This is a genomic window from Amycolatopsis sp. NPDC003731, from assembly GCF_053586895.1.
Window position 1 is genome coordinate 57,061 of the sequence record NZ_JBSFNC010000025.1, and the last position, 26,869, is coordinate 83,929.

Below are 26,869 nucleotides of genomic sequence, written 5' to 3' on the forward strand. Positions count from 1 at the left end.
CGGCGGTCTAGAGCGAGCTGATCAGGCGTTCCACCCGCTCGTCGACCGAGCGGAACGGGTCCTTGCACAGGACCGTGCGCTGGGCCTGGTCGTTCAGCTTCAGGTGCACCCAGTCGACGGTGAAGTCGCGGCCCGCGGCCTGGGCGGCGGCGATGAAGTCGCCGCGCAGCTTGGCCCGGGTCGTCTGGGGCGGGGTGTCCTTGGCGGCCTCGATCTCGCCGTCGTCGGTGACCCGGCGGACCAGGCCCTTGCGCTGGAGCAGGTCGAAGATGCCCCGGCCCCGGCGGATGTCGTGGTAGGCCAGGTCGAGCTGGGCGATGCGCGGGCTGGACAGGTCCAGGTCGTGCTTGTGCCGGTAGCGCTCGACCAGCCGGTGCTTGATCGCCCAGTCGATCTCGGTGTCGATCTTGCCGAAGTCCTGCTGCTCGACCGCTTCGAGGGCCCGGCCCCACAGCTCGACGACGCGCTCGTTCGCCGCGGTCGTGCCGTTGTCCTTGATGTGCTGGACCGCGCGGGCGTGGTACTCGCGCTGGATGTCCAGCGCCGAGGCCTCGCGCCCGCCGGCCAGCCGCACCTGGCGGCGGCCGGTGAGGTCGTGGCTGATCTCGCGGATCGCCCGGATCGGGTTGTCCAGGGTGAAGTCGCGGAACTGGACGCCGGCCTCGATCATCTCGAGCACCAGGTTCGCCGAGCCGACCTTGAGCATGGTCGTCGGCTCGGCCATGTTCGAGTCGCCCACGATGACGTGCAGCCGCCGGTAGCGCTCGGCGTCGGCGTGCGGCTCGTCGCGGGTGTTGATGATCGGCCGCGAGCGGGTGGTGGCGCTGGAGACGCCCTCCCAGATGTGCTCGGCCCGCTGGGAGAGGCAGTAGACCGCGCCGCGCGGGGTCTGCAGCACCTTGCCGGCCCCGCAGATGAGCTGGCGGGTCACCAGGAACGGGAGCAGCACGTCCGCGATCCGGGAGAACTCCCCCGCCCGGGTCACCAGGTAGTTCTCGTGACAACCGTAGGAGTTGCCCGCGGAGTCGGTGTTGTTCTTGAACAGGAAGATGTCGCCGCCGATGCCCTCGTCGGCGAGCCGCCGCTCGGCGTCGACCAGCAGGTCCTCGAGGATCCGCTCCCCGGCCTTGTCGTGCGTGACCAGCTGCACGAGGTCGTCGCACTCGGCCGTCGCGTACTCGGGGTGCGAGCCGACGTCCAGGTAGAGCCGGGAGCCGTTCGACAGGAAGACGTTCGATGAGCGTCCCCAGGACACGACCCGCCGGAAGAGGTAACGCGCCACCTCGTCGGGCGAGAGCCTGCGCTGTCCGTGGAAGGTGCACGTGACCCCGAACTCGGTCTCGATGCCAAAGATCCGCCGCTGCATTCCACCAGAGTAGGCGCTGGACCCCCTCCCACGGTGCGCCGTTCGGGCGTCGACACGCCCCCAGTAGGCCACAGACGGTGAATTCACCCGGAATACGGCACGATTGGAGCACGGCCCTTGACGTCATGCGGAAGGCGGACTCCCTTGTCACACCAGCTCATCCGGGCCTTCCGGCGGGTCGGCCGGACCGACCGCGCCCTGATGCGCCGCACTGCCTCGCTGCCCGCCTCGAAGGCCGACGACGCGCTGAGGACGCTGTCGAGGTCGGCGAACAAGTCGCGCCTGTGGTGGGGCGTCGCGGCCCTGCTGGCCGCCCGTCCGGGCGAGACCCGCCGGGCCGCCCTGCGCGGGGTCGTCGCGATCGCCGGGGCCAGCGCCGCCGCGAACCTCATCGGCAAGCCGGTGTTCCCCCGCCGCCGCCCGGCCGAGGAAGAGACGCCGATGCACCGCCGCCTGCGGAAACGTCCCACGTCGTCGTCGTTCCCGTCCGGGCACTCCGCCTCCGCGGCCGCCTTCGCCACCGCGGTGGCGATGGAGTCGCCGCGGGCCGGGCTGGCCGTCGCCCCGCTGGCGCTGGCCGTCGCCTACTCGCGGGTCCACACCGGCGTGCACTGGCCCTCCGACGTCGGCGTCGGCCTGGGCATCGGCGTCGGCGTCGGCCTGGCCACCCGGCACTGGTGGCCGCTGCACGACGACGTCCCGGGCCGCACGGCCCACGACGCGGACGCCCCCGAGATGGTCGACGGCGAGGACATGCTCGCGGTCGTCAACCCGAACTCGGGCGTCGCCGGCCAGGACCCGACCGAGGACGTCAAGTTCGCCTGGCCGAAGGCCGCGCTGCTCTACCCGGACCCGAAGCAGGACCTGCGCACCCAGCTCGAAGCCGAGATCGACGCCCGCGGCACGATCCGCGCGCTCGGCGTCGCGGGCGGCGACGGCACGGTCGCCGCGGTGGCCTCCGTGGCCGCCGAACGCGACCTGCCGCTCGCCCTGGTCCCGGCGGGCACCCTCAACCACTTCGCCCGCGACGTCGGCGTCAACTCGATGCCCGACGCCGACGCGGCGACCGAGGTCGGCAACGCCGTCCGCGTCGACCTGGGCGAAGTCGAGATCGACGGCGCCGGCGAGCCGGCCCACCGCTGGTTCGTCAACACGGCCAGCCTCGGCGGCTACCCCGAGATGGTCCGGCTGCGCGAGAAGCTGCAGGAAAAGCACCCCAAGTGGCCCTCGGCGGCGATCGCGCTGGCCCGGACGCTACGCCACGCCAAGCCGCTGACCGTCCGGCTCAACGGCAAGAAGACGCAGGTCTGGCTGCTGTTCGTCGGCAACGGCACGTACGCGCCGAAGGGGTTCGCCCCGAGCCGCCGGCCCGCGCTGGACACCGGCCTGCTCGACATCCGCTACCTGCGCGCCGACCTGCCCTACTCCCGCGCCCGGTTCCTGCTGGCGATGATCACCCGCAGCCTCGCCGCCAGCCACGTCTACCAGGAACTCGACCTGCCGGAGCTGGACGTCGAGCTCCTCGACGGCAACCGCCGCGTCGCCACCGACGGCGAGGTCGGCCCGCTCGGCAACCGGTTCCGCTTCCGGTCCCGGCCCAGCGCCCTGACGCTCTACCGGCTCTAAAGGTTGCTTTACCGTCTCTCAACGTACCCACAGCGACCGCTCGCTAGCTTCGCGACCGAGTCGCGGGCCCTCCGGCCCGCGGCCGGACGAGCGGGGAGTCGATGGACGGCCACGGCCTGGCGAGCGTCATCCACCGGGCGGCGAGCGACCCGGTGCTGCCGGGCGACGTCACCGCCCGTGCCCGCGACCTGGGCCCGCTCGAGTCCCCGCTGATCTGGCTCGGCTTCGCTTCGGCAGCGGTAGCGGTCCTCGCCGTCGTGGTCGCGCTCTGGTACCGCCGCCGCGTCCGCCGCTGGGGCTTCACGGCGTTCGGCGTGCTGCTGCTGGTGGCGGCGGTGACCGCGCTGAACAGCTACGTGGGGTACGTGCGGACTTCGGACGACCTGGCGCGGCTTCTCCAGCGCGGTCCCGGGGTCGTCAACTTCGCCGGGCGGCTGCTCGACGACGGGAGTGAGGCTCCGTCTGCTTCGTCCGCTGCTCCGCGGCCTGCTGCGGGTGCTGCGGCTACGGGTCAGCGGATCGACGTCGTGAACCTTCCGGATCCGGCGCACGGGGTGCCGTCGGGAAGCAATTACGTCATCCTGCCGCCCGGGTACGACAGTGATCCGGCTCGGCGATACCCGGTCGTGTATCTCATCCACGGGTATCCGTTCGGGGGTCCGCGGGACTGGCTCACCTCCGGGGATGCCCCGGGGACGCTGCAGGCGTTGGAGAAGGCCAATGTCATCGCGCCGATGATCGTGGTCAGTGTCGACATGACCGCCGGTAATCCGAGTACCGACTGGGAGTGCCTGAACGTTCCCGGTGGGCCTCAGCTGGAGAGCTACCTGGCCGGGACTGTGGTTCCCGGGATCGACCAGCGGTACCGGACGTTGGCTGATCGGACCCATCGGGCGCTGGGTGGCATGTCGGGTGGTGGGTTCGGGGCGCTGAACATCGGGCTGCACCATGTCGACGAGTTCGCGACGCTGGTGATCGCCCTGCCCTACGACGATCTGAACGACTCCGTGGGGATCCTCGACGGGAACCGGGCGGCGATCGCGGCCAACACCCCTCGGCGGTATCTGCCGACCATGCGGTTCTCGGCGCCGATCTCGGTGATGCTGGCGGTGGGGACCGGGGCGCCCACGGACGTTGCCACGGCTCGGCGGATCGCCGACGCGCTGCATGCTCGGGGGCAGGAGGCTGCGGTTCATGCCGAGCGGGGGTTCAACCACACCTGGCACACCGCTCGGGCTACTTTGCCGTACTTGCTGGCTTTTGCCGATCAGGAGTTTCGGACTTCTCCTGCTGCGTCTTGAGGTGAGCTCCGCGGGGTGAACCGGCGAAGGGAGCTTCGCGGGGTGAACCGGCGAAGGGAGCTTCGCGAGGTGAGCCCGGCGAAGGGAGCTCCGCGAGATGAGCTCGGCGAAGTGAGCTCCGCGAGGTGAGCTCGGCGAAGTGAGCTCCGCGAGATGAGCTCGCGCGGGTGGTTCCCGCCGACCCGAACGCTTGATTGTTCAGCGGCCGACAGACCGCGTCAAGGCGGGAAAGCGTGCCTTGACCCGGCCTGTCGGCCGCTGGCTCGGCTGCGTATCGGGTCGGCAGGGGGGTGTGGCCGGGGCGGTCCCGCGTGCGTCGGTGAGTTGGCCCTTCGGGCCGTCGGCAAAGGCCGCGGGGCCTAGCCTGCCCTCGCCTGGGCGGCCCGGCGAGGGCAGGCGGAAAGCAAAAGCGGGGCGCGGCCGCCGGCCCGCCCCGCTTCTGTCACGAACCTACTCGCCTTCGGGCTTGCTCTCCGGCTCCTCGCCCTGCGGGTCCGGGACCGGCAGGAGCGTGTCCAGTGCTGCTCCCGTCAAACGGCGGAACATGCGCCTCGGGCGGTCGCGGTCCAGGACCGCCACCTCCAGCTTGATCGGGTCCGCCTCGCCGTTGCCGTTCGCCGATGCGTTCGCCGACGACGACGAAGACGACGAACCCGACGTCGGCTGGCTCGGCGTCCTCAACGCCGCCACCGCCACGCCCAGGGCCGCCTGGAGGTCCAGGCCGTCCTCGAACGTCTCCTTCAGCTTGGCCGAGATCTTGTCCGTCTGGCCGCCCATCACCACGTACTGCGGCTCGTCGAAGATCGAACCGTCGTACGTCAGGCGGTACAGCTGGTCCTCCGCCGAACTCGCTCCCACCTCCGCCACGCAGATCTCCACCTCGAACGGCTTCAGCTGCTCGGTGAAGATGCTGCCCAGCGTCGCCGCGTAGGCGTTCGCCAGCGCCCGGGCGCTCACGTCACGCCGGTCGTACTGGTAGCCCTTCAGGTCCGCGTGGCGGATGCCCGCCACGCGGAGGTTCTCGAACTCGCTGTAGCGCCCGACCGCCGCGAAACCGATGCGGTCGTAGATCTCGGAGACCTTGTGCAGCGTCGCCGACGGGTTCTCTGCCACGAACAGGACGCCGCCCGAGTACTTCAGGACCACCACGCTCCGGCCGCGCGCGATGCCCTTGCGCGCCAGCTCGGAACGCTCCCGCATCAGCTGCTCGGGAGAGGCATACAACGGCATCGTCACGGTGTGCGCTCCAGGTCTTTCGGTGTTCCAACGTTCACTGGTTCAGGCCCCGGGTCAGGACAGCCGGCGCTGCTGGCGCTCGATCCGCCCCGCCACCACGGCTTCGGCCACCGCCGCCGTCTCCGACTCCGACAGCTGGACCGCGCCGTGCTCGGCGGTGATCGTCACGACGCTCGGGAAAATCCTGCGCACCAGGTCCGGGCCGCCCGATGCCGTGTCGTCGTCCGCCGCGTCGTACAGGGCCTCCACCGCGACGCGGACCGCGCCCTCGGCGTCGGCGTCCGGGTCGTGCAGCTTCTTCAACGCCGATTTCGCGAACAGCGAACCCGAGCCGATGCCCGCGTAGCCGCCGTTCTCCTCGTAGCGGCCGCCCGCGGCGTCGTACGACACGATCCGGCCCGCGTGCTTCGCGTCCTCGGCCTCCAGGTCGTAGCCCACGAACAGCGGGATCGCCGCCAGCCCGGCCATCGCCATCTCGAGGTTGGCCTTGACCATCCCGGCCAGCTTGCATTCGCGACATCGGCGACCCGGCGCAGAGCCGCGGGTTCTCGGGGAGGCCCGGCCCGGTAGGTTGGCCACAGCGTTGCCGTGGAACAGGAAGGGCCTGGTGTGGAGCCGGAAAACATCGAGTTCCCCGAGATCACCCCGCCCGACGACCACGCCCGGTCCGCGGCGATCGCCTTGCACGACAAGCTCGTCAAGCCCGCCGGTTCGCTCGGGCGGCTCGAAGAGCTGGGCGTCTGGATCGCCGCCTGCCAGGGACAGTCGCCGCCGCGGCCGTTCACACGGCCGCGGGTCGTCGTCTTCGCCGGGGATCACGGCATCGCCGCCAAGGGTGTTTCCGCCTATCCCGCCGAGGTCACCGCGCAGCTGCTGGGCACCATGCTCACCGGCGGCGCCGCGATCAACGTCCTGGCCGCCGCCGCGGGCGCGAGCGTGCGCGTGGTCGACCTGGCCGTCGACACCGAAGCCCCGGCGACCCGCGCGATCGGCGAGTTCAAGGTCCGCCGCGGCTCCGGCTCCATCGACGTCGAAGACGCGCTGACCGCCAACGAGGCGAAGAAGGCGATCCGCGCCGGGATCGCGATCGCCGACGCCGAGGTCGACGGCGGTGCCGACCTGCTCATCCCCGGCGACCTCGGAATCGGCAACAGCACGCCGGCGTCGGTGCTGGTGGCGGCGCTGACCGGCAGCGAACCGGTGGCCGTCGTCGGGCGCGGCTCCGGCATCGACGACGACGCGTGGATGCGCAAGGCCTCCGCCGTGCGCGACGCCCTGCGCCGGGCCCGCGCGGTGCTGGCCGACCCGGTCGACCTGCTGCGCACCACGGCCGGCGCGGACATCGCCGCGATGGCCGGGTTCCTCGCCCAGGCCGCGGTCCGCCGGACGCCGGTGGTGCTGGACGGCCTGGTCGCCTGCGCCGCGGCGCTCGTCGCCGAGGACCTCGCCCCGGGCGCCCGCCGCTGGTGGGTCGCCGGCCAGCGGACGGCCGAGCCGGCGCACGCCCTGGCACTGGAGCACCTGGACCTGGGCCCGCTGCTGGAACTGGACGTCCGGCTCGGCGAAGGCACCGGCGCGGTGACCGCCCTGCCGCTGCTGATGATGGCCGCCCGCGTCCTCGCCGAGACGGCCACGCACGAGCAGGCCGGCGTGTCGGGCCCGCTCGTCGCCGCACCGGCTTCCTGAACCACGAAAAGCGGCTCCCGGCCATCGCCGGGAGGCCGGTTCGCCGACCCTACGCGTATCTGCCTCATCGATGAGGCAGATACGCGTAGGGCGTCGGGATCAACCGAGCTCGACCATCCAGTGGTCCGGGTCGGGCCGGGTGCCCTCCTGGATCCCGGTCAGCTCCTCACGCAGCTTCATCGTCAGCGTGCCCGGCTGCCCGTCGGCGATGGTGAACTCGCCGTTCGCGTGCTTGACGTGCCCGACCGGGGTGATCACCGCGGCGGTGCCGCAGGCGAACGTCTCGGTCAGCTCGCCGGACGCCGACGCCTTCTCCCACTCCTCGGTGGAGATGCGGCGCTCCTCGATCTTGTAGCCGAGCCGCGAAGCCAGCTGCAGCAGCGACTTGCGGGTGACGCCCGGCAGCAGCGACCCGGTCAGCTCCGGGGTCACCAGGCGGGCGTTCTCGCCCGAGCCGAAGACGAAGAACAGGTTCATCCCGCCCATCTCCTCGACCCAGCGCCGCTCGACCGCGTCGAGCCACACCACCTGGTCGCAGCCCTTCTCGACGGCCTGCGCCTGCGCCACGAACGACGCCGCGTAGTTGCCGGCGCACTTGGCCGCGCCGGTGCCGCCGGGCGCCGCCCGGACGTACTCGGTGGACAGCCAGACGCTGACCGGCTTCACCCCGCCGGAGAAGTACGACCCGGCCGGCGAAGCGATGACCGTGTACACGTAGTCGGCGGCCGGGCTGTTGACGCCGAGCCCGGTGGACGTCGAGATCATGAACGGCCGCAGGTACAGCGAATCACCCTGCCGGGTGGGCACCCACCGGCCGTCGACGGCGATGAGCTCCCGCAGCGAGTCCACGAAGACCTCTTCGGGCAGCTGCGGCATGGCGAGCCGCTCGGCCGACTGGCGGAACCGGGCGGCGTTGGCGTCCGGGCGGAACGACGCGATCGTGCCGTCCGGCTGGCGGTAGGCCTTGAGCCCCTCGAAGATGGCCTGGCCGTAGTGCAGCACCGACGTCGCCGGGTCGAGGGTGAACGGGGCGTAGGGGCCGACCTGGGCTTCGTGCCAGCCTTCGGCCTTCGACCACTTGACGGTGACCATGTGATCGGTGAAGTACATCCCGAAACCGGGCGTTTCGAGTACCTCCGCGACACGGTCCGCGCTCGCAGGACTCGGGTGCGGGAGATGGGCGAACTGTGTCGTGGTCGTCATGGCTAGACGATACCGCTTGCTCGGACGCGCGTTAGTCGGATGTCCATCTGTTTGCGGGTTCCCCGCGCCTCAGGCGTCCCGGCTCTAGGATGACGCCGTGACGTACCACTCCACTCAGCCGGTCCCCCGGCCCAAGACCACCGGCGCCGACATCAAGACGTTCGTCGCCGCGGTGCTGCTGACCTTCGGCGTCGGCCTGCTCGGCATGGTCGGCTGGGCCGTGCTGGACAGCGGGTTCGGCGGCTTCCTCGGCCTGGTCGCCGGCGTCTTCGGCGTCGTGTGGTGGCGGAAGATCCACGGCAAGGCGTTCCCGAAGGTGCTGCCGACGAAGTCGGTCGTCATCCTCGCGGTCGTCAACGCCGTGCTGGCGCTGATCCTTCTCCTGACCGCGGGCTGAGGCCGGCCGGCAGCTCCGGCACCGGCCAGCCCGGGTCCGGGCGGAAGTCGGTGTCCGTGCCGTCGAACGGGTAGGTGCCGCGGTCGGCCAGCGCGCCGATCCGCTCGCCTTCGGCGCGCAGCCGGTCGAACTGCTCGAGCGTCAGGCGGCCGACCTCCAGGGCGGCCTCGGCTTCGTCCTCGTCGTCCCAGCGCCAGCTGCCGTCGGCTTCGACGACGACGTCGAGCACGCCGTCGATCCGGTCGACCGCGCCCGCCGTGCGCCCAAGCGGGATCTCCAGGTTCACGTACCAGTTCTTGAACCGGCCTTCGAGGTCGAAGAACCACCAGACCGACGACCACTCGTCTTCGGCGATCCGGCGCAGCGTCGACGCGCCGTGCCAGGAGTCGGCGACCGGCACCCGCGGGATGCGGAACCGCTGCTCCAAGGGGGCGTCCCGCATCAGGCGGCCGTCGGCGAGCCGGCTGCCGACGATCGGCGTGCCGGCCGGCAGCCAGGCGCGCAGGACGCGGCCGTCGTCCTCGAGGACGCGCAGCGGGTGCACCTGGCCGATCGAGCCGTCGGGCCGGTGGAACCGCTCGACCACGGTCTCCCCCGGCCGCCAGCGTCGATCACTCACGGGTCTCACTGTACCTGCGCGCACGTACGCCCAGTAGCAGCTCGAACACGGTCACCAGCCCCGCGATCACCAGCACGGGCAGCACCGGCAGCAGGTACGCGGCCGCCGCGGCGACGACGAGCCCGGCGATCCCCGGCACCCCGAGCCGCGCCCGGACGTCGGTCCCGGCGGCGAGCGCGGGTATCACGGCGGCGACCACGGCGACGACCGTGAGCATCGGCTGCAGCGCGTCCGCGTCGGCGGCGGACAGCAGGTCGCGCAGCGAGGTGAGCGACAGCCCCAGCCGCACCGCGCCGAGCTGGTAGAGCGCGGCGAAGGCGGCCAGGACGGCGAGCGCGCCCAGCAGCAGTACGCGCAGGCCCGCGTTCTCCCGTCCGCGCGGGCGCAGGAACGGCAGCACCAGCACCGCGGCGACGAGCACGCCCGCGAAGTCCGGCGGCCGGAGGGCGTCCGCCGTCCCCACCGGCGGCACGGCCACGCAGACCGCGACCAGCACGAGGCCCGCGGCGAGCAGCAGCCCGCCGGTGATCCGTACGACGATCGTCGGGATCTTCAGGCCGGCGAACCCGGCCCCGGCGACGGCCACCACGAACGCCGCGGCCGCGAGTTCGCGGTGCGCCGGGACGACGTAGGCGCCGAACGCGATCGCGTAGACGGCCACTTCGGACAGTCGCGCGACGGCGACCACCACCCGGTCGACCAGGGCATCGCCCGGTTCCGGCACCCCCGCCGTCACGCCCGCGGCGATCGCGGCCAGCCCCAGCCCGGCGAGCAGCCACCAGCCCGCGCCCGCCGCTGCCGCCGCCAGCGCCACCAGCAGCCCACCACCCAGCCGCACGCGGCCCTCCCTCGCCCTGTGTTCACCCGTGGTCAGGTCGTCATTAGCATGGCTCACGATCCCGGCCGGGCCGGTGCCCGGTGCCACACGAGAACGCGCGAGGAGCCAGAAGTGACCGTGCCTAAGCTCGCCCTGTCCGACAACACCGGGGAGGCACTGGCCAAGACGCGCGCCGACGTGGTCGTCATCGGCACCGTGGCCGGCGAGGACGGTCCCGTGCTCGCCCCCGGCGCCGCCGCCGTGGACGCCGCCTTCGACGGCCGGCTCGCCGGCCTGCTGGCCACGCTCGGCGCGAGCGGCAAGGCCGAAGAGGTCGTCAAGGTCCCGACCCTGGGCAAGCTCCCGGCCGGCGTGGTGCTCGCCGTCGGCCTGGGCAAGGCGGGCGACGCCGTCACCCCCGAGCAGGTCCGCCGCGCCGCGGGTGCCGCCGGCCGCGCGCTGGCCGGCACCGACCGCGCGTTCGTGACGCTGTCCGAACTGGACCTGCAGGCCGCCGTCGAGGGCATCGTCCTCGGCTCCTACGTCTTCACCGACTACCGCTCGGAGAAGGGCGACGCCCCGCTGGCCAAGGCCGACTTCGCGAGCCCGGCCGGCGGTACCGCCCGCGAGCACAAGGCGACCCTGAAGGCGGCCGGCACCATCGCCGAGGCCGTCATCGTCGCCCGCGACCTGATCAACACCCCGCCGAACGACCTCTACCCGGCCTCCTTCGCCGACCGCGCGAAGAAGCTGGCCGAGGACAACGGCCTCGAGTTCGAGGTGCTCGACGAGAAGGCCCTCAAGCGCAAGGGGTTCGGCGGGATCCTCGGCGTCGGCGGCGGCTCGTCCCGCCAGCCGCGCCTGGTGCGCGTCGGCTACAAGCCGGCCAAGGCCGCCAAGAAGGTCGCGCTGGTCGGCAAGGGCATCACGTTCGACTCGGGCGGCATCTCGCTCAAGCCCGCCGCGAACATGGACCACATGACCTCGGACATGTCCGGCGCGGCCGGCGTGCTCGCCTCGGTCGTGCTGGCCGCGAAGCTGAAGTACCCGCTCGAGGTCGTCGCGCACATCCCGCTGGCCGAGAACCTGCCGTCCGGGACGTCGTACCGCCCGGGTGACGTGCTGACCATGTACGGCGGCAAGACCGTCGAGGTCCTCAACACCGACGCCGAGGGCCGGCTGGTCCTGGTCGACGCGATGGTCCGCGCGGCCGAGGAGAACCCGGACTACCTGATCGAGACCTCGACGCTGACCGGCGCCCAGGTCGTCGCGCTCGGCAACCGCACCGCCGGCGTGATGGGCTCGGACGAGTTCCGCGACCGCGTCGCCGCGATCATGCAGGCCACCGGCGAGAACGGCTGGGCCATGCCGCTGCCGGAGGAACTGCGCGCCGACCTCGACTCGCGCCTGGCCGACCTGGCCAACGTGACCGGCCACCGCTGGGGCGGCATGCTCGCCGCCGGGATCTTCCTGCGCGAGTTCGTCGCCGACGGCCTCGACTGGGTCCACATCGACATCGCGGGCCCGTCGTTCAACACCAGCGGCCCGTGGGGCTACACCGGCAAGGGCGGCACCGGCGTCCCGGTCCGCTCGATCGCCGCGGTGCTCGCGGACATCGCCGCCAACGGCTGACCGCGCTTTCCCCGGAGGGGCTCCCGCCACGGCGGGGGCCCCTCCCGCGTTTTCCGCCGGAAGATCCCTTTCGATGTGATCCGGGACACCGTAAGTTGTCACCATCGCGAAGGGGGCGGTGATGACGCAACCGGTCGAACAGGACACGTCCGCCGCGATCGCCGCCGAGCACGACGAGGAACGGCCGGCGCGCACGCTCTCCCGGGTCCCGGACCGGGTGGTCTACTTCGTCGCCCTCGCGGTCGCGGTCCTGGTGCTCAAGCAGGTGTTCTTCCCGTTCGCCAAGGGCAACCAGTTCTCCCTCGTACTGTTCCTCGGCGTGACGCTCCCGCTGGTCTTCCTGTGCTATCGCCCGTGGCTGCGCGGCCGCGACGATCCCGGCTGGACCGACTGGGCGCTCGCCGTCCTGGCTCTCGCCGTCGGCCTCTACCCGGTGCTCGTGGGCTACGACGACTTCCTGAACCGCCAGGGCATCCTTTCCCCGCTTGACATCGTCGCCGGTGCGCTCCTGCTGCTCCTGGTCCTCGAAGCCACCCGCCGCACGACCGGGCTGGTCCTGCCGATCGTCTGCCTGCTGTTCCTCGCCTACGCCTACTACGGCGGCTTCCTCCCGCAGAACTGGGGCATCGCCCACGCGGGCATCGACTTCAGCCAGATCGTCAACGCGCTCTTCAACGACGCCAGCGGGTTCTACGGCACTCCCCTGGACGTCGCGGCGAGCTACATCGTGCTGTTCACCCTCTACGGCGCGGTGCTCAACGCCTCCGGCGCCGGGCAGTTCTTCGTGGACATCTCCTTCGCCGCGTTCCGGAAGTCGCGGACGGCGCCGGGGAGGACCACCGTTCTCTCGGGCTTCCTGCTCGGCACGGTGTCGGGTTCGGGCACCGCGACCGCCGTCAGCCTCGGCTCGATCACCTGGCCGATCCTCAAGAAAGCGCGTTACCCCAAGGAAAACGCGGGCGGGCTGCTCGCGGCGTCCGGCATCGGCGCCATCCTCTCGCCGCCGACGCTGGGCGCGGCCGCGTTCATCATCGCCGAATACCTGCAGACGTCGTACCTGAAGGTGCTGATCTGGGCGACCGTCCCGACGCTGCTCTACTACCTCGGCATCGTGTTCGCGATGGAGGCCGACGCGCGGCGGTTCCAGGCCGAAGCCGTCGACGTGCCGCACGACGATCCCTGGAAACTGTTGCTGCGCGGCGGTTACCACTTCCTGTCGCTGGCGATCATCGTCGTGTTCCTCGCCCTCGACATCCCGCCGTTCGCCGCGGTCGTCTACGCCACCGGGGTCGCCGCGCTGTTCGCGTTGATCGCCCGGCGCCGGGACGTGCGCGGCTGGGCGAAGGACATGGTCGACGCGCTGTCGGCCGGCGTGCGCGGCGCGCTGCCGGTGATCGCGGTGTGCGCGGCGGCCGGCGTGATCACCTCGACCATCACCAAGACCGGGCTGGGCCTCGAACTCGCCGACGCGCTGGTGGAACTGGCCGGCGTGCTCACCGACAACGGCACGGTGATCCTCATCCTGACCGTGCTGCTCTCGGCGATCGCCGTCGGCGTGCTGGGGCTCGCGGTGCCGGTCACCGCCAGTTTCATCATCGCGTGGGTGGTGATCGGCCCGGCCTTGGAGACGCTCGGCGTGGCCGACGCCGAGCGCGCGATGTTCATCTTCTACTACGCCGTGCTGTCGGAGGTCACGCCGCCGACCGCGCTCGCCGCGGTCGCTTCGGCGGCGATCACCGGCGGCTCGGTGCTCGGCACCATGTGGCAGTGCTGGAAGTACACGCTCCCGGCGTTCCTGGTGCCGATCGCCTTCGTGCTCACCGACAACGGCGCGGCGCTGCTGCTGGAGTCCGACGTGCTCACCGTGCTGTGGGTGGCGGCGGTGTCCGCGCTCGCCGTCGCCGTGCTGGCGGTGGTCACCGGCGGCTGGCTCTTCGGCCCGGTCAGCCTGCCGGTGCGGCTCCTGTTCGTGCCCGCCGCCCTGTGCCTGCTCTACCTGGAGCCGGTGCCGATCGCGATCGGTGCCGCGTGCGGGGCCGCCGCGCTGCTCACCCATGCCGTGATCAAGAGGAGGACAGCATGAAACGCGCAGTTGCCGCCGTGGCGGTACTCGCTCTGGCCGTCACCGGCTGCGGCGGGAAACAGCAGACCGACCAGTCCGCTCCCGGGGGATCGCAGTCCTGCGAGGCGGGCGAAGGCCGGATCACCATCGCCACCGGCAACAGCGGCGGCGTGTACTACGTGCTGGGCGGCGGGCTGGCCCAGCTGATCAGCAACACCACGAAGCTGCGCGCGACAGCCGCGGAAACCGGCGCGTCGGTGCAGAACATCCAGCAGCTGGTGGCCGGCAACTACGACGTCGCGTTCTCGCTGGCCGACACCGCGGCGGACGCCGTCAACGGCAAGGGCTCCTTCGACGGCAAGCCGCAGAAGATCCAGGCCCTGTCCCGGATCTACCCGAACTCCACGCAGGTGCTGGTGCGCACGGACGCCGGGATCGACAGCGTCGCGGACATGAAGGGCAAGCGGATCTCGACCGGCTCCCCGAAGTCCGGCACCGAGGTCATCGCGAACCGCCTCCTCCAGGCGGCCGGCCTCAAGCCCGACAGCGACGTCCAGGCGCAGCGGCTCGACCTGGCCAAGACCGCGGACGGCATGAAGGCGGGGACGCTCGACGGGCTCGTCTGGTCCGGCGGCCTGCCGACCGCGCAGATCACCGACATCACCACGGCGTTGAAGGACAAGGTGAAGTTCCTCGACATCACGCCACTGCTGCCCGCGCTGAAGAAGGTCAACCCGGTCTACGACCAGGCCGTGATCCCTGCGGCGGCGTACGGGCAGCCCGCGGACGTACCGACGGTCGTGGTGCCGAACCTGCTGCTGGTGCGCGACGACTTCCCGGCGGGCAACGCGTGCGCGATCACCAAGCTGATCTTCGACAAGCAGGCGGAGCTGGCGAAGGTGCACCCGGCGGCGAAGGAGATTTCGAAGCAACTGGCGGCCCAGACCGACCCGGTCCCGCTGCACCCGGGGGCGAAGCAAGCCCTCGGCTAGGGTCGGCGGGGTGCAGGACTACCTCGAAGCGGCGGTCCGCGACGTCCTGACGGCGCCCGAGGCACGCGTCGACGACCAGGTGGGGTACGCGGCCCTGCTGCTCGCGGCCTCCGGCGCCCTCGACGAGGCCGATCGGCTGGTCACGCAGTGGCAGGCCCGGACCGAACGGCCGGTGACCGCGCTGGCCGCGGACCCGGTGCGAGCGCGGGCGTGGGCGATGCTGTTCGAGGCCCGGGGCGCGCGTCCGGCTTGGGCCGAGGGGTTGGCGCCGCTCGATCTCGATGCCGAGGAGCGCGCGCACGCGGCTTCGCTGCGCCGTCCGGTTTCCGACGTGGAGGGTGTGCTGCCGCCGGGCCCGGTCGCCGAGGTGGTCAAGCGGGTGGCGCCGGCCCGCCCGGACCGGGTTCGCACGGCGCTCGCCGAGGGCGACCTGGCGCGGTGGGCTTCGCTCGCCGGGCCGCACCCGGACGTCGCCACGCTGGCGGCGACGCGGGCGTTGGCGCCGGCGCTGGTGGCGGGCGCGGACCCGCTCCAGCTGGGCGATGGGGCATCGGCGTGCGCGGGTGCGCTGGTCGCGGCACTGCACGAGCGGTACCCGCGGGACCTCGGCACTTGGCCGGAGCTGGTCGCGGAGATCCTGCGCCTGCGTGGTGGCGCGACGGCACCTCCCCCGGCGTCGGAAGCGGCGATCCGCTCGGCCGAACTCCGCCTGGACGCCGACCTCCCCACCGACCACCGCGAGTTCCTCCGCACCTGCGACGGCCTCCCCGCCGACGTGGTCTTCCCCCGCCTCCTCGGCACGGCGGACCTGCGGGCCCAGGACGGCGTCGTGATCCTGTCCGACCCCGCGGTGCTGCTCCTCTCGGCCGGGCACGTCGTCGAGGTCGACCCGGTGCTCGGCACCACCGTCCACCCGTCGTTCCGCGCGGCGCTGGTCCGGCACGCCACGCTGCTCGCCCAGGCAGGCTAGGTTGGACCCGGTGACCACCCTCACCGTGGAGAAGATCACCCCCAGGAACGTCGCCGCGGCGTGCCAGCTGGCCGTCGAACCCCACCAGAAGGACTTCGTCGCGCCCGTCGCCGTCTCGCTCGCCGAGGCGTACACGCAACCCGAAGTCGCGTGGCCACGCCTGATCCTCGACGACGGCGAACCCGTCGCCTTCGTGATGGGCGGCTTCAACCCCGACGCCGACTTCGACTTCTTCCGCTGCGGGATCTGGAGGCTCAACGTCGGCGCGGGTGTCCAGGGCCGCGGCTACGGCCGGTTCGCCGTCGAGACCGTCCTCGAAGAAGCCCGAAGACGGGGCAACACCACCGCGACCGTGCTGTGGATCCCGGCCGAGGGCGGCCCGGAGGACTTCTACCTCAAGCTGGGCTTCCGGCCCACCGGCCAGACCTTCAACGGCGAGGTCGTCGGCCGGATCGACCTCTAGACCTGGCCGCGCTTCTTCCGCTCGGTGTACTCGCGCATCCGCTTCGGGTAGCCCACCCGGGCGACCTCGTACACCGGGATCGACCGGCGGTGGCCGAACTGCTGCGCCGCCTCGAGGCTGCCGATGCGCCGCCGCGTCCACTCTCCGTCATGGGCGATCAACACCACAGTGGTCTCCGTGACGTTGGTCTTCGGCTCCACGAACGCCTCGACACCCCGCCTCGTGGCCGCCCACTCGTCGAGGTGGCGGGTGTCCTCGGAGCTGGCTTTCCGCAGCGTACCGGCCCGTTGCCCACCCTTGGCCCGCCTGCGCAGCGAGTCGAAGAGCCCCACCTCGACCACCTCTCCTCCCGAGACCTACGCCACTCATTATCCCGGACTCCGCGTGTGGTCGGCGTCGCACACCCGGCTAGCTCGCAGCCCCGTCCGGCGTAGTGACAAGATGGCGGTGTCGCGCGCGCGGTTATACCGGGCGCGGGCGCGACGACAGAGCATCACCCCACTGCTTGCCGAGGAGTTAATGAAGTGACCGACACCTCCGCCGACCTCGTGATCCTGGGAGGCGGATCGGGCGGCTACGCCGCGGCGTTCCGCGCGGCCGAGCTGGGCCTTTCCGTCACGCTGATCGAGAAGGACAAGCTGGGCGGGACGTGCCTCCACCGGGGCTGCATCCCGACCAAGGCCCTGCTGCACGCCGCCGAGGTCGCCGACGAGACCCGTGACGCCGAAGCGGTCGGCGTCAAGGCCGCCTTCGAGGGCATCGACATCGCCGGGGTCAACAAGTACAAGGACGGCATCGTCGCCCGCCTGTACAAGGGCCTGCAGGGCCTGGCCAAGGCGCACAAGGTGAACCTCGTCGAGGGTGCGGGCACGTTCGTCGGCGGCACGACCGTCGAGGTGGACGGCACCCGCTACACCGGCAAGAACGTCATCCTCGCCACCGGCTCGTACTCGCGCACGCTGCCCGGCCTGGAGCTCGGCGGCCGCATCATCGCCAGCGAGCAGGCCCTCGCCCTCGACTACGTCCCCAAGAAGGTCGTGGTGCTCGGCGGCGGCGTCATCGGTGTCGAGTTCGCCAGCGTCTGGGCCTCCTTCGGCGTCGACGTCACCATCGTCGAGGCCCTGCCGCGGCTGGTCCCGAACGAGGACGAGTTCGCGTCCAAGCAGCTCGAGCGCGCCTTCCGCCGCCGCAAGATCGCCTTCAAGACCGGCGTGAAGTTCACCGGCGCGAAGCAGGACGACAACGGCGTGAGCGTTTCGCTGGAGTCCGGCGAGACCATCGAGGCCGACCTGCTGCTCGTCGCCGTCGGCCGCGGGCCGAACTCGGCGGGCCACGGCTACGAGGAGGCCGGCGTCAAGATCGAGCGCGGCTTCGTCCTCACCGACGAGCGGCTGCGCACGAACCTGCCGAACGTCTACGCCGTCGGCGACATCGTCCCCGGCCTGCAGCTCGCGCACCGCGGCTTCCAGCAGGGCATCTTCGTCGCCGAGGAGATCGCCGGGCAGAACCCGCGCGTGATCGACGAGAGCGGCATCCCGCGGGTCACCTACTCGCACCCGGAGGTCGCGTCGGTCGGGCTGACCGAGTCGCAGGCGAAGGACAAGTACGGCTCGGACGTCACGACGTTCACCTACGACCTGGGCGGCAACGGCAAGAGCCAGATCCTCAAGACCTCCGGCGGGGTCAAGCTGGTCAAGGCCCCGGACGGCCCGGTCGTCGGCGTGCACATGGTCGGCGACCGCGTCGGCGAGCTGATCGGCGAAGCGCAGCTGATCTACAGCTGGGAGGCGTTCCCCGAGGACGTCGCCCCGCTGATCCACGCGCACCCCACCCAGACCGAGGCCCTCGGTGAAGCGTTCCTCGCCCTCGCGGGGAAGCCGCTGCACGTGCACAGCTGACGTCCCACCAGCAGAATCCAGACCACGCAGAACTTGGAAGAGGAGTCAGCGAACGATGGCCTACTCCGTCACATTGCCGGAGCTCGGGGAGAGCGTCACCGAAGGCACCGTCACCCGGTGGCTTAAGCAGGAGGGCGACACCGTCGAGGTCGACGAGCCGTTGCTCGAGATCTCGACCGACAAGGTCGACACCGAGGTGCCCTCTCCGGTCGCGGGCACGGTCGTGAAGATCAGCGCCCAGGAAGACGAGACCGTCGAGGTCGGCGGCGAGCTCGCCGTCATCGACGACGGCACCGGCGGCGTGCCGGAGTCGTCCGGGTCGTCGGCCCCGGCGCAGGAAGAGGCGCCCTCGCAGCCCGAGCCGCAGCAGGAGGAGTCCGCGCCGCAGGCCTCCGAGGAAGCGCCGAGCAAGCCGGACACCGCGCCGGCCGCCGGTGGCGAAGGCACCGAGGTGAAGCTGCCCGAGCTGGGCGAGAGCGTCACCGAGGGCACCGTCACCCGCTGGCTGAAGGCGGTCGGCGACTCGGTCGAGGTCGACGAGCCGCTGCTCGAGATCTCCACCGACAAGGTCGACACCGAGGTGCCGTCGCCGGTCGCCGGCACGGTGCTGGAGATCCGCGCGGGCGAGGACGAGACCGTCGAGGTCGGCGGCGTCCTGGCCGTGATCGGGGACGCCGGTGCGGCGCCGAAGGCCGAGGCGAAGCCGGAACCGAAGCCGGAGCCCAAGCCCGAGCCCAAGCCGGAACCCAAGCCGGAGCCCAAGCCCGAGCCGGTCCAGGAGTCGAAGCCCGAGCCCAAGCCGGAACCGAAGCCGGAGGCCGCCCCGGCCTCGGCCGCCACGCAGTCGGCCCCGGCCGCCGCGGCGAAGGACGGCTCAGCGGACGTCCCGTACGTCACCCCGCTGGTCCGCAAGCTCGCGTCGGAGCACGGCATCGACCTCGCGTCGCTGACCGGCAGCGGCGTCGGCGGCCGGATCCGCAAGCAGGACGTCCTGGCCGCGGCCGAGGAGAAGCAGAAGGCCGCCGCCGCGCCGGCTCCGGCCGCGGCCGCCGCTCCCGCCGCCGCCCCGTCGGCGCCCGCCGCGCGTCCCGCGGCCGCGGTGTCGCCGGAGCTCGCGGCGCTGCGCGGCACCGTGCAGAAGGCCAGCCGGATCCGCCAGATCACGGCCACCAAGACCCGCGAGTCGCTGCAGATCGCCGCGCAGCTCACGCAGGTCCAGGAGGTCGACGTCACGAAGATCGCCAAGCTGCGCCAGCGCGCGAAGGCGGGCTTCAAGGAGCGCGAGGGCGTCAACCTGACGTTCCTGCCGTTCTTCGCGAAGGCCACGGTCGAGGCGCTCAAGCAGCACCCGAACGTCAACGCGTCCTACAACGAGGACACGAAGGAGATCACCTACCACGGCGCCGTGCACCTGGGCATCGCGGTGGACACCGAGCGCGGGCTGCTCTCGGTCGTGATCCACGACGCGGGCGAGCTGAGCCTGGCCGGTCTCGCGCACCGGATCGCCGACCTGGCGGGCCGCGCGCGGGCGGGCCAGATCAAGCCGGACGAGCTGTCGGGCGGCACCTTCTCGATCACGAACATCGGCAGCGTCGGCGCGCTGTTCGACACGCCGATCATCGTGCAGCCGCAGTCGGGCATCCTCGGCACCGGCGCGGTCGTCAAGCGCCCGGTCGTGATCGCGGACGCCGACGGCAACGACACGATCGCCGTCCGCTCGATGGCGTACCTGCCGCTGACCTACGACCACCGCCTGGTGGACGGGGCCGACGCGGGCCGCTTCCTGACGACGATCAAGCAGCGCCTGGAAGAGGGCAACTTCGAGAGCGAACTCGGTCTCTGACTGCATGACCGCGAAGGGCTCCGCACCAGCCGGTGGGGAGCCCTTCGCGGCGTTCCGGGCCTGGCTCGCCGACCACCGCGGCGATGTTTCGGTGGTCGTCGAGGACGGCGCCGGGCTCCGGCTGAGCCACCTCCCGGACGTGCCGCGCGTCCTGGCCTCGACGATCAAAGTCGTCCCGCTGCTCGCCTACACGACAGCGGTGGCCGGCGGGCTCGACCCGGACGAGCCGGTCCGGGTCGGCGACTGGGACGCGTTCCACCCCTTCGACGGCGACGGCCCGCTCGGCGCCGGTGCGCACCACCGGGCCTTGACCTCCCTGGGCATCGCCTGCGACGAGTACGGCGTCGCCCGCGACCCGGAGCAGCTCGTCCCGCTCGACGCGATCGCCACGGCGATGATCTCGGTAAGCGACAACGCGGCCCCCGACTACCTGAGGGCCAGACTCGGTGACGACGCGCTGCGGGCCGCAGCGGCGGACGGCGGCTGGCCGGACGCGGATCTGCGCTGGTTCTGCGGCGAAACCCTGCGCTCGTTCTTCCCCGCCGAACCCGACCTGACCGCGCGCTTCACCGGGGACCCGGCGTTCCGGCGGGCGGCCCTCGACCGCGTCCGGGGCGAGCCGACTTCCGACGAGGCGGAATGGGAGTGGACGCAGGGGACCTCGCGGGGCACGGCCGCGGAACTGTTCGCCTTCCACCGCCACCTCGCCGTCGCGGAGACCCCCGCCGCCGAGCTCGCGCGCCGGAAGCTCGGCGGCACCGTGCTGTACAAGGGTGGCTCGCTGCCGCGCAGCCGGGGGTTCGGCCTGTCCACGGGCGGGGCGACCATCGCGATGTGCTACACCGGAACGGGTTTCCCGGACGTCCCGCTCGCGCCGCTCGGCCTGGCGATCCTGTCCGACCTCACGGCTTTCGCGGAGGACCTGGGCGTGCGGCCCGGACCCTGATGGGCCACGATCGAAGCATGCGAGTACTGATCGCCGGAGCGAGCGGCTTGATCGGGTCGGCGCTGGGCGAACGCCTGCGGCGCGAAGGCCACGAGGTCCGCCGGCTGGTGCGGCGTGAGGCGCGCGAAGGCGGCGAATTCCGCTGGGATCCGCCGTCGGGGACCATCGCGAGCGGTGCCTTCGAAGGCGTCGACGCCGTCGTGAACCTGGGTGGACAGCGGCTGTTCCCCGGCCGGTGGAGCGCGATGCGCAAGCAGCAGCTCACCGACAGCCGGGTCGAGCCGACCGAGGTACTCGCCGAAGCCGTCGCCGAACACGGGGTCGGCGTGCTCGTCAACGCCTCCGCCGTCGGGTACTACGGCGACACCGGGGCGTCCACAGTGGACGAGTCAGCGCCGCGCGGCCGGGGTTTCCTCGCCGAGCTGTGCGAAGCCTGGGAAGCGGCGACGGCGGGTGCCGGGGACGCGCGGGTCGTGAAGATCCGGACCGGGCTGGTCCTGTCGGCGAAGGGCGGGCTGTACGGGACGCTGCGCCCGTTGTTCGCCTTGTGCCTGGGCGGGCGGCTCGGGGACGGGAGCCAGTACATGCCGTGGATCTCCCTGGAGGACGAGGTCGGCGCGATCGTCCACGTCCTGACGCACGACGTGTCCGGGCCGGTGAACCTGACCGGCCCGGCGCCGGTGACCAACGCCGAGTTCACCCGCGCCGTCGGCCGCGCGCTGCACCGGCCGGCGCCGTGGTGGGTGCCGGGGATCGCGCTCAAGGCCGTGCTCGGCCAGGCCGGGGAAGAAATGGCGCTGTTCGGGCAGCGGGCCGTCCCGGCGGCGCTGGAGCGGTCGGGGTACGAGTTCCGGCACCGGACCCTGGACAGCGCGCTCGCCGCGGCATGACGGTCCCGCTCAAGCGCTGGCTCGTCGTCGGTGTCGCGCTGACGGCGGCTTTCGTGGCGCTCGGGCTCGGCGTCGCGCGGCACCCGCTGACCCTCGACTCACAGGTGGCGAACGCCCTCCACGGCGTCTACACGCAGCCGCTCGGCCAGGTGGCGGAGATCGGCAGCGACATCCTCGGCCCGGTGCTGCCGTACGTGCTCGGGGTGGCGCTGCTCGCGCTGGCGCTGCGGCACCGGCAGCACACGGGGCTGTGCGTGCGGCTCGCCGTCGTGCTGCTGCTGTGCCGGCTGACCAGCCTGACGGCCAAGCCGATCTTCCTGCGCGAACGCCCGCGCGACTACCCGGACCTGAGCTACCCGAGCGGGCACGTGACGTCGGTGGCGAGCGTCGGGTTCGTGCTGGTGCTGCTCGGCGCGTGGCTGTGGCCGCGGCTGGTGAAACGCATCCTGCTGATCTCCGCGGTGGCGGTCGTGCTCAGCGCCGCCTGCCGGGTTCTGCTGGGCGTGCACTGGGTGAGCGACACGATCGGCGCAGTGCTGGCGGTGACCGGTGTCGGGCTGCTCTCAGCGTGCGCCTTGCGGCTGCTTCCCCCGGGTGACGGGCGTAGCCTCGACGGGTGAGTTCTTCCCGCACCTGCCGCGCCAGCACCGAGCCCGTCGACGTCCGCGAGCTCGGCACGATCGACTACACCGAAGCCTGGGAGCTCCAGCGGAGCTTCCTGACGGCCCGGGCGGACGGCACCGCGCCGGACACGATGCTCCTGCTGCAGCACCCGTCGGTGTACACGGCGGGCAAGCGCACGGAGGACGCCGACCGCCCCACGGACGGCACCCCGGTGATCGACGTCGACCGGGGCGGCAAGATCACCTGGCACGGCCCGGGCCAGCTGGTCGGCTACCCGATCGTCAAGCTGGCGGACCCGATCGACGTGGTCCACTACGTGCGGCGCCTGGAAGAGGCCCTGATCCACGTGTGCGACCAGCTGGGCGTGCACTCCGGCCGCGTCGAAGGCCGCAGCGGCGTCTGGATCCCGGCGGACGACCGCGGAATCGAGCGCAAGATCGCGGCGATCGGCATCCGCGTCCAGCGAGGCGTGACGATGCACGGCTTCGAGCTGAACTGCAACGCGGACTTGGCGGCGTTCGACAACATCGTCCCGTGCGGCATCCGCGACGCGGGGGTGACGTCCCTGTCGTACGAGCTGCAGCGGGACGTGACGGTGGAGGCGGTCCTCCCCCTGGCGCGGGACGCGGTGCTGGCGGCCCTCGAGGGTGAGCTGCCGGTGAGCGAGGACCGCTGGCTCCCGCGTCCGGCCGCCCCCGAGGCCGCCGGCGTCACCTTCGCGCTCCAGAACTGAGACGCTCCCGGCTGGCCCTCTGTGGATAACAGGGGGCCGGCCTTGCTTCGGCGGCCGGAACTGTCGGTGCCTTGCGCTAGCGTGGAAATCGGGGGCTGCTCAGTCCAGGTGCGGTGCACCTCGGCGGCCACGGATTCCGGTGCCCACCACCCCGAAGCCGGGATTGTCACTACGGCCGGTGGTGCCGCGTGCTGGCTTCGGATCGGGGTGGCGGGGCAGGTCTGGGCGGGGTGCCGGTCAGCCCAGCCACCCGACCGCGCGCCCCGCGGCTGCTCAGTCCAGCTGCGGCGCGACCTCGGCGGCCACCAGATCGATCTGGTCCAGGTCCGACAGGTCCAGCAGCTGCAGGTAGACCCGGGTGATCCCGGTCTTCTCCCGCCAGTGCCCGATCCGGTCGACGACCTCCGCGGGGGACCCCGCCAGCCCGTTGGCCCGCAGCTCGCTCACGTCCCGGCCGATCACCGAAGCCCGCTGCACGACCTCCGCCTCGGAACGGCCGACCGCGATCACCAACGCCACCGAGCGCAGGATCTCCTTCGGGTCCCGGCCGATCTCCGCCGCGGCCGCCTCGACGCGGGCGAACTGGGCCGCCGCCGTCTCGGCGTCGGTGAATGGGAGGTTGAACTCGTCCGCGAACCTCGCCGCCAGGGCCGGCGTGCGCTTCTTGCCGCCGCCGCCGATGATCACCGGGGGCGCCGGCGACTGGGCCGGCTTCGGCAACGCCGGCGACTCCGTCAGCTTGTAATACTGACCGTCGAACGAATACGTCGAACCCGGAGGCGTCTTCCACAGCCCGGTGATGACCTCGAGCTGCTCGGCGTAGCGGTCGAAGCGCTCCTTCAGCGGCGGCAGCGTCAGGCCGTACGCGTCGTGCTCGGCGTCGTACCAGCCCGCACCCAGGCCGAATTCGACCCGGCCACCGGACATCTGGTCGACCTGCGCGACCGAGATGGCAAGGGGTCCCGGGTGGCGGAACGTCGCCGCGGTGACGAGCGTGCCCAGCCGGATCCGGCTGGTCTCGCGGGCCAGGCCGGCCAGCGTGATCCACGCGTCGGTCGGGCCGGGCAGGCCGTCGGCCGAGCCCATCTTCAGGTAGTGGTCGCTGCGGAAGAAGGCGTCGTACCCGGCGGCTTCGGTCGCCTTGGCGACGCGCAGCTGGTCGTCGTAGCTGGCCCCCTGCTGGGGCTCGGTGAAGATCCTCAAGTCCACGAAGATCAGCCTATAGAGACGTCGGGCTCCGTGCGCCGCAGCCGTACCAGCATGCGGACGATGACGTCCTCGATCTCGGCGCGGACCTTCTTCGGGTCGGGCGAACTGGCGATTTCGGTCGCCGCGCTCGACAGGGCGCCGAACAGCAGGCGCGCGGTGACCTCGACCGGCACCGGCTCGACCTCGCCCGCGTCGATCAGCGCCTGCAGGCCGGACCGCACGAGCCCGAAGCTGCACCGCTCCTCGGCCTCGCGCCACCGCTCCCAGCCCATCACGACCGGCGCCTCGTGGATGGCGATCCGCTGGTACGCCGGGTCGAGGCAGGCGCGGAAGAACGCGTTGAGCCCGGCGAGCGCCCGCTCCCACGGCGTGCCCTCGCCGGTCATGATCTTGTCGAGCCGGTCGTAGACGAGGCTCTCGACCTGGTCGAACGCGGCTTCGAAGAGCGCCTGCTTGCCGCTGAAGTGGTGGTACAGCGCCCCTTTGGTCACCCGGGCGCGTTTGGCGATCTCGTCGAGCGAGGTCCCCGCGTAACCCCGTTTGGTGAACAGTTCGACCGCGCTGTCGACCAGCGCGGACCGCGTCGACTCGGAGTAGTCGAGTCGTCTGGACCTCATTGTCGCCACCTTCACAACTTTACGCCGGGAACCGCTCTCCATACTCATGGTATGTTCGGCGCGTCAGGTCCGTACCGGGAGTATGCCGCAGACCCGCGGTATGACCCGGGCCACGGAAGGGGAGCCACACCATGAGCTGGACCGACTTCTACCGACGTCAGGAAATCCTCGAAGCGACCGTCCGTCTGGCCGCCCGCAACCCGGGCGAGCCGCTGCCGCTCGAGGAGGTGCCCGGTGCCGAAGAGCACTTCGGCACCGAGGAAAACGTCCTCACCGCCCTGCAGTACCAGTGGACGCGCACGCTGAGCGGCCGTCTGCGGTCCGAGGTCGTCGACCCGGACGACGCCGACGGCCTCGGCGACCACGTCGACGCCGTCACCCGCGCCTGGCGCGCCGCCGTCGACGAGCACACCGACCTGCGCGCGGTCCTCGACGGCGCCTACGAGCGGCACGCGTCGCTGCGCCGGATGCACGAAGGCGAGCTGCGGATGCTCGCCGTCACCGCCGGCCTGGCCGACCCGCGCGAGCCGGCCGACGAGATCGTCAAGGTGGGTCACGCGCTCGAAGCGCTGCTGCGGGCGAACCGCGAGGAACGCCGCCGTCCGGTGATCGGACATCTGCGGCGACTGCTCGCGCCCAGTGCGTAAACAGAGTTTAGTGAGCGCATGACGCAGCGCTGGACCGAAGCCGACATCGCCGACCAGAGCGGCCGGACCGTCCTGGTCACCGGGGCGAACTCGGGGCTCGGCCTGCGCACGTCGCTGGTACTCGCGGGCAAGGGGGCCCGCGTGCTCCTCGCCTGCCGCTCCGCCGAACGCGGTGCGAAGGCACTCGACGCCGTGAAGGCCGCCGCCGCGGGCGCCGAACCCGAGCTCGTCCCATTGGACCTGAGCGAGCTCGCCTCGGTGCGCGCGGCGGCCGCGTCGGTGCGGGAACGCACCGGCGACGCGCTCGACGTGCTGGTCAACAACGCCGGCGTGATGGCCACCGCCCGCGGCCGCACCGCCGACGGCTTCGAGCTGCAGTTCGGCACCAACTACCTCGGCCACGCGGCGCTGACGTGGCTGCTCATGCCCGCCCTGCGCGGCCGGGTCGTCACGCTGTCGAGCCTGGCCGCCGTCGGCGCCCGCATCCACCTCGACGACCCGAACGCCGAGCACCGCCGCTACAACCCCGCCGCCGCGTACGGGCAGTCGAAGCTCGCCGACCAGGTGTTCGCGCTCGAACTGGACCGCCGCCTGCGCGCGGCCGGCTCCGGCGTGCTCAGCGTCGCCGCCCACCCGGGCTACACCGCCACGGGGCTCGGCAGCGGCATGGCGCGGTCGTACTCGAACCCGGTGCTGCGGTCCCTGATCGCCGGCGGTCACCGCCTCGGCGAAGTCCTGTTCGCCCAGAACACCCGCATCGGCGCTCTCCCGCAGCTCTACGCGGCCACGGCCGAAGGCGTCGAAGGCGGCACCTACTTCGGCCCCCGCGGCCTCGGCAACCTGCGCGGCTACCCCGCGGCGGTGCCGCCCGTGGCCGCCGCGCGCAGCGAACGCCTGGGGTCGGCGTTGTGGGAGCTGACGGCGAAGCTGACCGGCGTCACCCCCGATCCCGCGTAGCCCGGACGGGCGTACGGTTGAAGTCGTGAGTGCTGCGCCTGAAGGCCGGAAGCTGCTGCGTCTCGAGGTTCGCAACAGTGAGACGCCGATCGAGAAGAAGCCGTCGTGGATCAAGACGCGGGTGCGGATGGGGCC

At 71.9% G+C, this 26,869-nt stretch carries 25 protein-coding genes and 2 pseudogenes; 18 read left to right on the top strand and 9 right to left on the bottom strand.

Annotated features, from left to right (window positions below; translation table 11 throughout):
* Window positions 1–7: 7 nt before the first annotated feature.
* A complete protein-coding gene (gene pafA / locus ACWDN5_RS13475; RefSeq protein WP_013226720.1) occupies window positions 8–1,366 on the bottom strand; it encodes a Pup--protein ligase in 1,359 nt (452 codons plus the stop codon).
* Window positions 1,367–1,510: 144 nt separating this feature from the next.
* Between pafA and ACWDN5_RS13480 the strand changes: the two genes are divergently transcribed.
* Window positions 1,511–2,992: a bifunctional phosphatase PAP2/diacylglycerol kinase family protein gene (locus ACWDN5_RS13480; protein ID WP_310972939.1), complete on the top strand. Its 1,482-nt coding sequence runs from the start codon at window positions 1,511–1,513 to the stop codon at window positions 2,990–2,992.
* 101 nt (window positions 2,993–3,093) lie between these two features.
* Window positions 3,094–4,293: an alpha/beta hydrolase gene (locus ACWDN5_RS13485; protein WP_449676482.1), complete on the top strand. Its 1,200-nt coding sequence runs from the start codon at window positions 3,094–3,096 to the stop codon at window positions 4,291–4,293.
* A gap of 450 nt (window positions 4,294–4,743) precedes the next feature.
* Here ACWDN5_RS13485 and prcA read toward each other — a convergent pair whose 3' ends face one another.
* Together prcA and ACWDN5_RS13495 are read right to left on the bottom strand one after the other, a co-directional pair.
* Window positions 4,744–5,529, bottom strand: coding sequence for a proteasome subunit alpha (gene prcA, locus ACWDN5_RS13490; RefSeq protein WP_449676483.1), 786 nt, complete (start codon window positions 5,527–5,529; stop codon window positions 4,744–4,746).
* 54 nt (window positions 5,530–5,583) lie between these two features.
* A pseudogene (locus ACWDN5_RS13495) lies at window positions 5,584–6,036 on the bottom strand (proteasome subunit beta); the annotation flags it as partial.
* A gap of 102 nt (window positions 6,037–6,138) precedes the next feature.
* Between ACWDN5_RS13495 and cobT the strand changes: the two are divergent.
* The gene (gene cobT / locus ACWDN5_RS13500) at window positions 6,139–7,215 is read left to right on the top strand and encodes a nicotinate-nucleotide--dimethylbenzimidazole phosphoribosyltransferase (RefSeq protein ID WP_449676484.1); all 1,077 of its coding nucleotides are present in this window, start codon (window positions 6,139–6,141) and stop codon (window positions 7,213–7,215) included.
* Between the two features lie 99 nt (window positions 7,216–7,314).
* Here cobT and ACWDN5_RS13505 read toward each other — a convergent pair whose 3' ends face one another.
* Complete coding sequence (locus tag ACWDN5_RS13505; protein WP_449676485.1) at window positions 7,315–8,418, bottom strand: branched-chain amino acid aminotransferase; 1,104 nt, start codon at window positions 8,416–8,418, stop codon at window positions 7,315–7,317.
* A gap of 97 nt (window positions 8,419–8,515) precedes the next feature.
* On the opposite strand from ACWDN5_RS13505, the gene ACWDN5_RS13510 reads away from it, so the two are divergent.
* The gene (locus tag ACWDN5_RS13510; RefSeq protein WP_449676486.1) at window positions 8,516–8,815 is read left to right on the top strand and encodes a hypothetical protein; all 300 of its coding nucleotides are present in this window, start codon (window positions 8,516–8,518) and stop codon (window positions 8,813–8,815) included.
* Here the strand turns inward: ACWDN5_RS13510 and ACWDN5_RS13515 are convergent.
* Window positions 8,772–9,434 carry a DUF402 domain-containing protein gene (locus tag ACWDN5_RS13515; protein ID WP_449676487.1) on the bottom strand — a complete coding sequence of 221 codons (663 nt, stop codon included), beginning with the start codon at window positions 9,432–9,434 and terminating at the stop codon, window positions 8,772–8,774. The two genes, ACWDN5_RS13510 and ACWDN5_RS13515, sit on opposite strands and share 44 nt — an antisense overlap.
* A complete protein-coding gene (locus ACWDN5_RS13520; protein WP_449676488.1) occupies window positions 9,427–10,272 on the bottom strand; it encodes a hypothetical protein in 846 nt (281 codons plus the stop codon). The genes ACWDN5_RS13515 and ACWDN5_RS13520 overlap by 8 nt, the downstream gene beginning before the upstream one ends.
* Before the next feature lie 111 nt (window positions 10,273–10,383).
* Between ACWDN5_RS13520 and ACWDN5_RS13525 the strand changes: the two genes are divergently transcribed.
* From ACWDN5_RS13525 to ACWDN5_RS13545, 5 genes are all read left to right on the top strand, one after another.
* On the top strand, window positions 10,384–11,883 hold the full coding sequence (locus tag ACWDN5_RS13525; RefSeq protein WP_310977117.1) for a leucyl aminopeptidase: 1,500 nt from the start codon (window positions 10,384–10,386) through the stop codon (window positions 11,881–11,883).
* Between the two features lie 121 nt (window positions 11,884–12,004).
* Complete coding sequence (locus ACWDN5_RS13530; RefSeq protein WP_449676489.1) at window positions 12,005–13,966, top strand: TRAP transporter permease; 1,962 nt, start codon at window positions 12,005–12,007, stop codon at window positions 13,964–13,966.
* Entirely contained in the window at window positions 13,963–14,937 is a 975-nt protein-coding gene (locus ACWDN5_RS13535; protein WP_310977115.1) for a TAXI family TRAP transporter solute-binding subunit, read from the top strand. The genes ACWDN5_RS13530 and ACWDN5_RS13535 overlap by 4 nt, the downstream gene beginning before the upstream one ends.
* A gap of 10 nt (window positions 14,938–14,947) precedes the next feature.
* Window positions 14,948–15,907 (top strand): SMI1/KNR4 family protein, encoded by a 960-nt coding sequence (locus tag ACWDN5_RS13540; protein WP_449676490.1) that lies wholly within the window; start codon window positions 14,948–14,950, stop codon window positions 15,905–15,907.
* A 10-nt stretch (window positions 15,908–15,917) separates the two neighbouring features.
* Window positions 15,918–16,370, top strand: a complete 453-nt coding sequence (locus ACWDN5_RS13545) for a GNAT family N-acetyltransferase (RefSeq protein ID WP_449676491.1) — start codon at window positions 15,918–15,920, stop codon at window positions 16,368–16,370.
* On the opposite strand, the gene ACWDN5_RS13550 is transcribed toward ACWDN5_RS13545, so the two are convergent.
* On the bottom strand, window positions 16,367–16,711 hold the full coding sequence (locus ACWDN5_RS13550) for a hypothetical protein (protein ID WP_003071911.1): 345 nt from the start codon (window positions 16,709–16,711) through the stop codon (window positions 16,367–16,369). The genes ACWDN5_RS13545 and ACWDN5_RS13550 overlap by 4 nt on opposite strands.
* A 183-nt stretch (window positions 16,712–16,894) precedes the next feature.
* Between ACWDN5_RS13550 and lpdA the strand changes: the two genes are divergently transcribed.
* Genes lpdA through lipB form a run of 6 tightly spaced genes read left to right on the top strand, consistent with a single transcriptional unit; the run spans window position 16,895 to window position 23,304 of the window.
* On the top strand, window positions 16,895–18,268 hold the full coding sequence (gene lpdA / locus ACWDN5_RS13555; RefSeq protein WP_449676492.1) for a dihydrolipoyl dehydrogenase: 1,374 nt from the start codon (window positions 16,895–16,897) through the stop codon (window positions 18,266–18,268).
* 55 nt (window positions 18,269–18,323) lie between these two features.
* The gene (sucB, locus tag ACWDN5_RS13560; protein WP_449676493.1) at window positions 18,324–20,111 is read left to right on the top strand and encodes a 2-oxoglutarate dehydrogenase, E2 component, dihydrolipoamide succinyltransferase; all 1,788 of its coding nucleotides are present in this window, start codon (window positions 18,324–18,326) and stop codon (window positions 20,109–20,111) included.
* 4 nt (window positions 20,112–20,115) lie between these two features.
* The gene (locus tag ACWDN5_RS13565) at window positions 20,116–21,057 is read left to right on the top strand and encodes a serine hydrolase (RefSeq protein ID WP_449676494.1); all 942 of its coding nucleotides are present in this window, start codon (window positions 20,116–20,118) and stop codon (window positions 21,055–21,057) included.
* Window positions 21,058–21,074: 17 nt separating this feature from the next.
* Entirely contained in the window at window positions 21,075–21,947 is an 873-nt protein-coding gene (locus ACWDN5_RS13570) for a TIGR01777 family oxidoreductase (protein WP_310977108.1), read from the top strand.
* A complete protein-coding gene (locus ACWDN5_RS13575) occupies window positions 21,944–22,567 on the top strand; it encodes a phosphatase PAP2 family protein (RefSeq protein WP_449676495.1) in 624 nt (207 codons plus the stop codon). The genes ACWDN5_RS13570 and ACWDN5_RS13575 overlap by 4 nt, the downstream gene beginning before the upstream one ends.
* Window positions 22,564–23,304: a lipoyl(octanoyl) transferase LipB gene (gene lipB / locus ACWDN5_RS13580; protein ID WP_449676496.1), complete on the top strand. Its 741-nt coding sequence runs from the start codon at window positions 22,564–22,566 to the stop codon at window positions 23,302–23,304. Before ACWDN5_RS13575 ends, lipB begins: the two co-directional genes overlap by 4 nt.
* Before the next feature lie 273 nt (window positions 23,305–23,577).
* On the opposite strand, the gene ACWDN5_RS13585 is transcribed toward lipB, so the two are convergent.
* Window positions 23,578–24,513 carry an LLM class F420-dependent oxidoreductase gene (locus ACWDN5_RS13585; protein WP_449676497.1) on the bottom strand — a complete coding sequence of 312 codons (936 nt, stop codon included), beginning with the start codon at window positions 24,511–24,513 and terminating at the stop codon, window positions 23,578–23,580.
* Window positions 24,514–24,518: 5 nt separating this feature from the next.
* Window positions 24,519–25,130, bottom strand: coding sequence for a TetR/AcrR family transcriptional regulator (locus ACWDN5_RS13590; protein WP_310977104.1), 612 nt, complete (start codon window positions 25,128–25,130; stop codon window positions 24,519–24,521).
* Between the two features lie 131 nt (window positions 25,131–25,261).
* Between ACWDN5_RS13590 and ACWDN5_RS13595 the strand changes: the two genes are divergently transcribed.
* The 3 genes and pseudogenes from ACWDN5_RS13595 to ACWDN5_RS13605 form a co-directional block, all read left to right on the top strand.
* Window positions 25,262–25,777, top strand: a complete 516-nt coding sequence (locus ACWDN5_RS13595; protein ID WP_310977103.1) for a hypothetical protein — start codon at window positions 25,262–25,264, stop codon at window positions 25,775–25,777.
* Window positions 25,778–25,795: 18 nt separating this feature from the next.
* Window positions 25,796–26,734 (top strand): oxidoreductase, encoded by a 939-nt coding sequence (locus ACWDN5_RS13600; RefSeq protein WP_449676498.1) that lies wholly within the window; start codon window positions 25,796–25,798, stop codon window positions 26,732–26,734.
* 25 nt (window positions 26,735–26,759) lie between these two features.
* Window positions 26,760–26,869, top strand: a pseudogene (locus tag ACWDN5_RS13605) (lipoyl synthase); the annotation flags it as partial.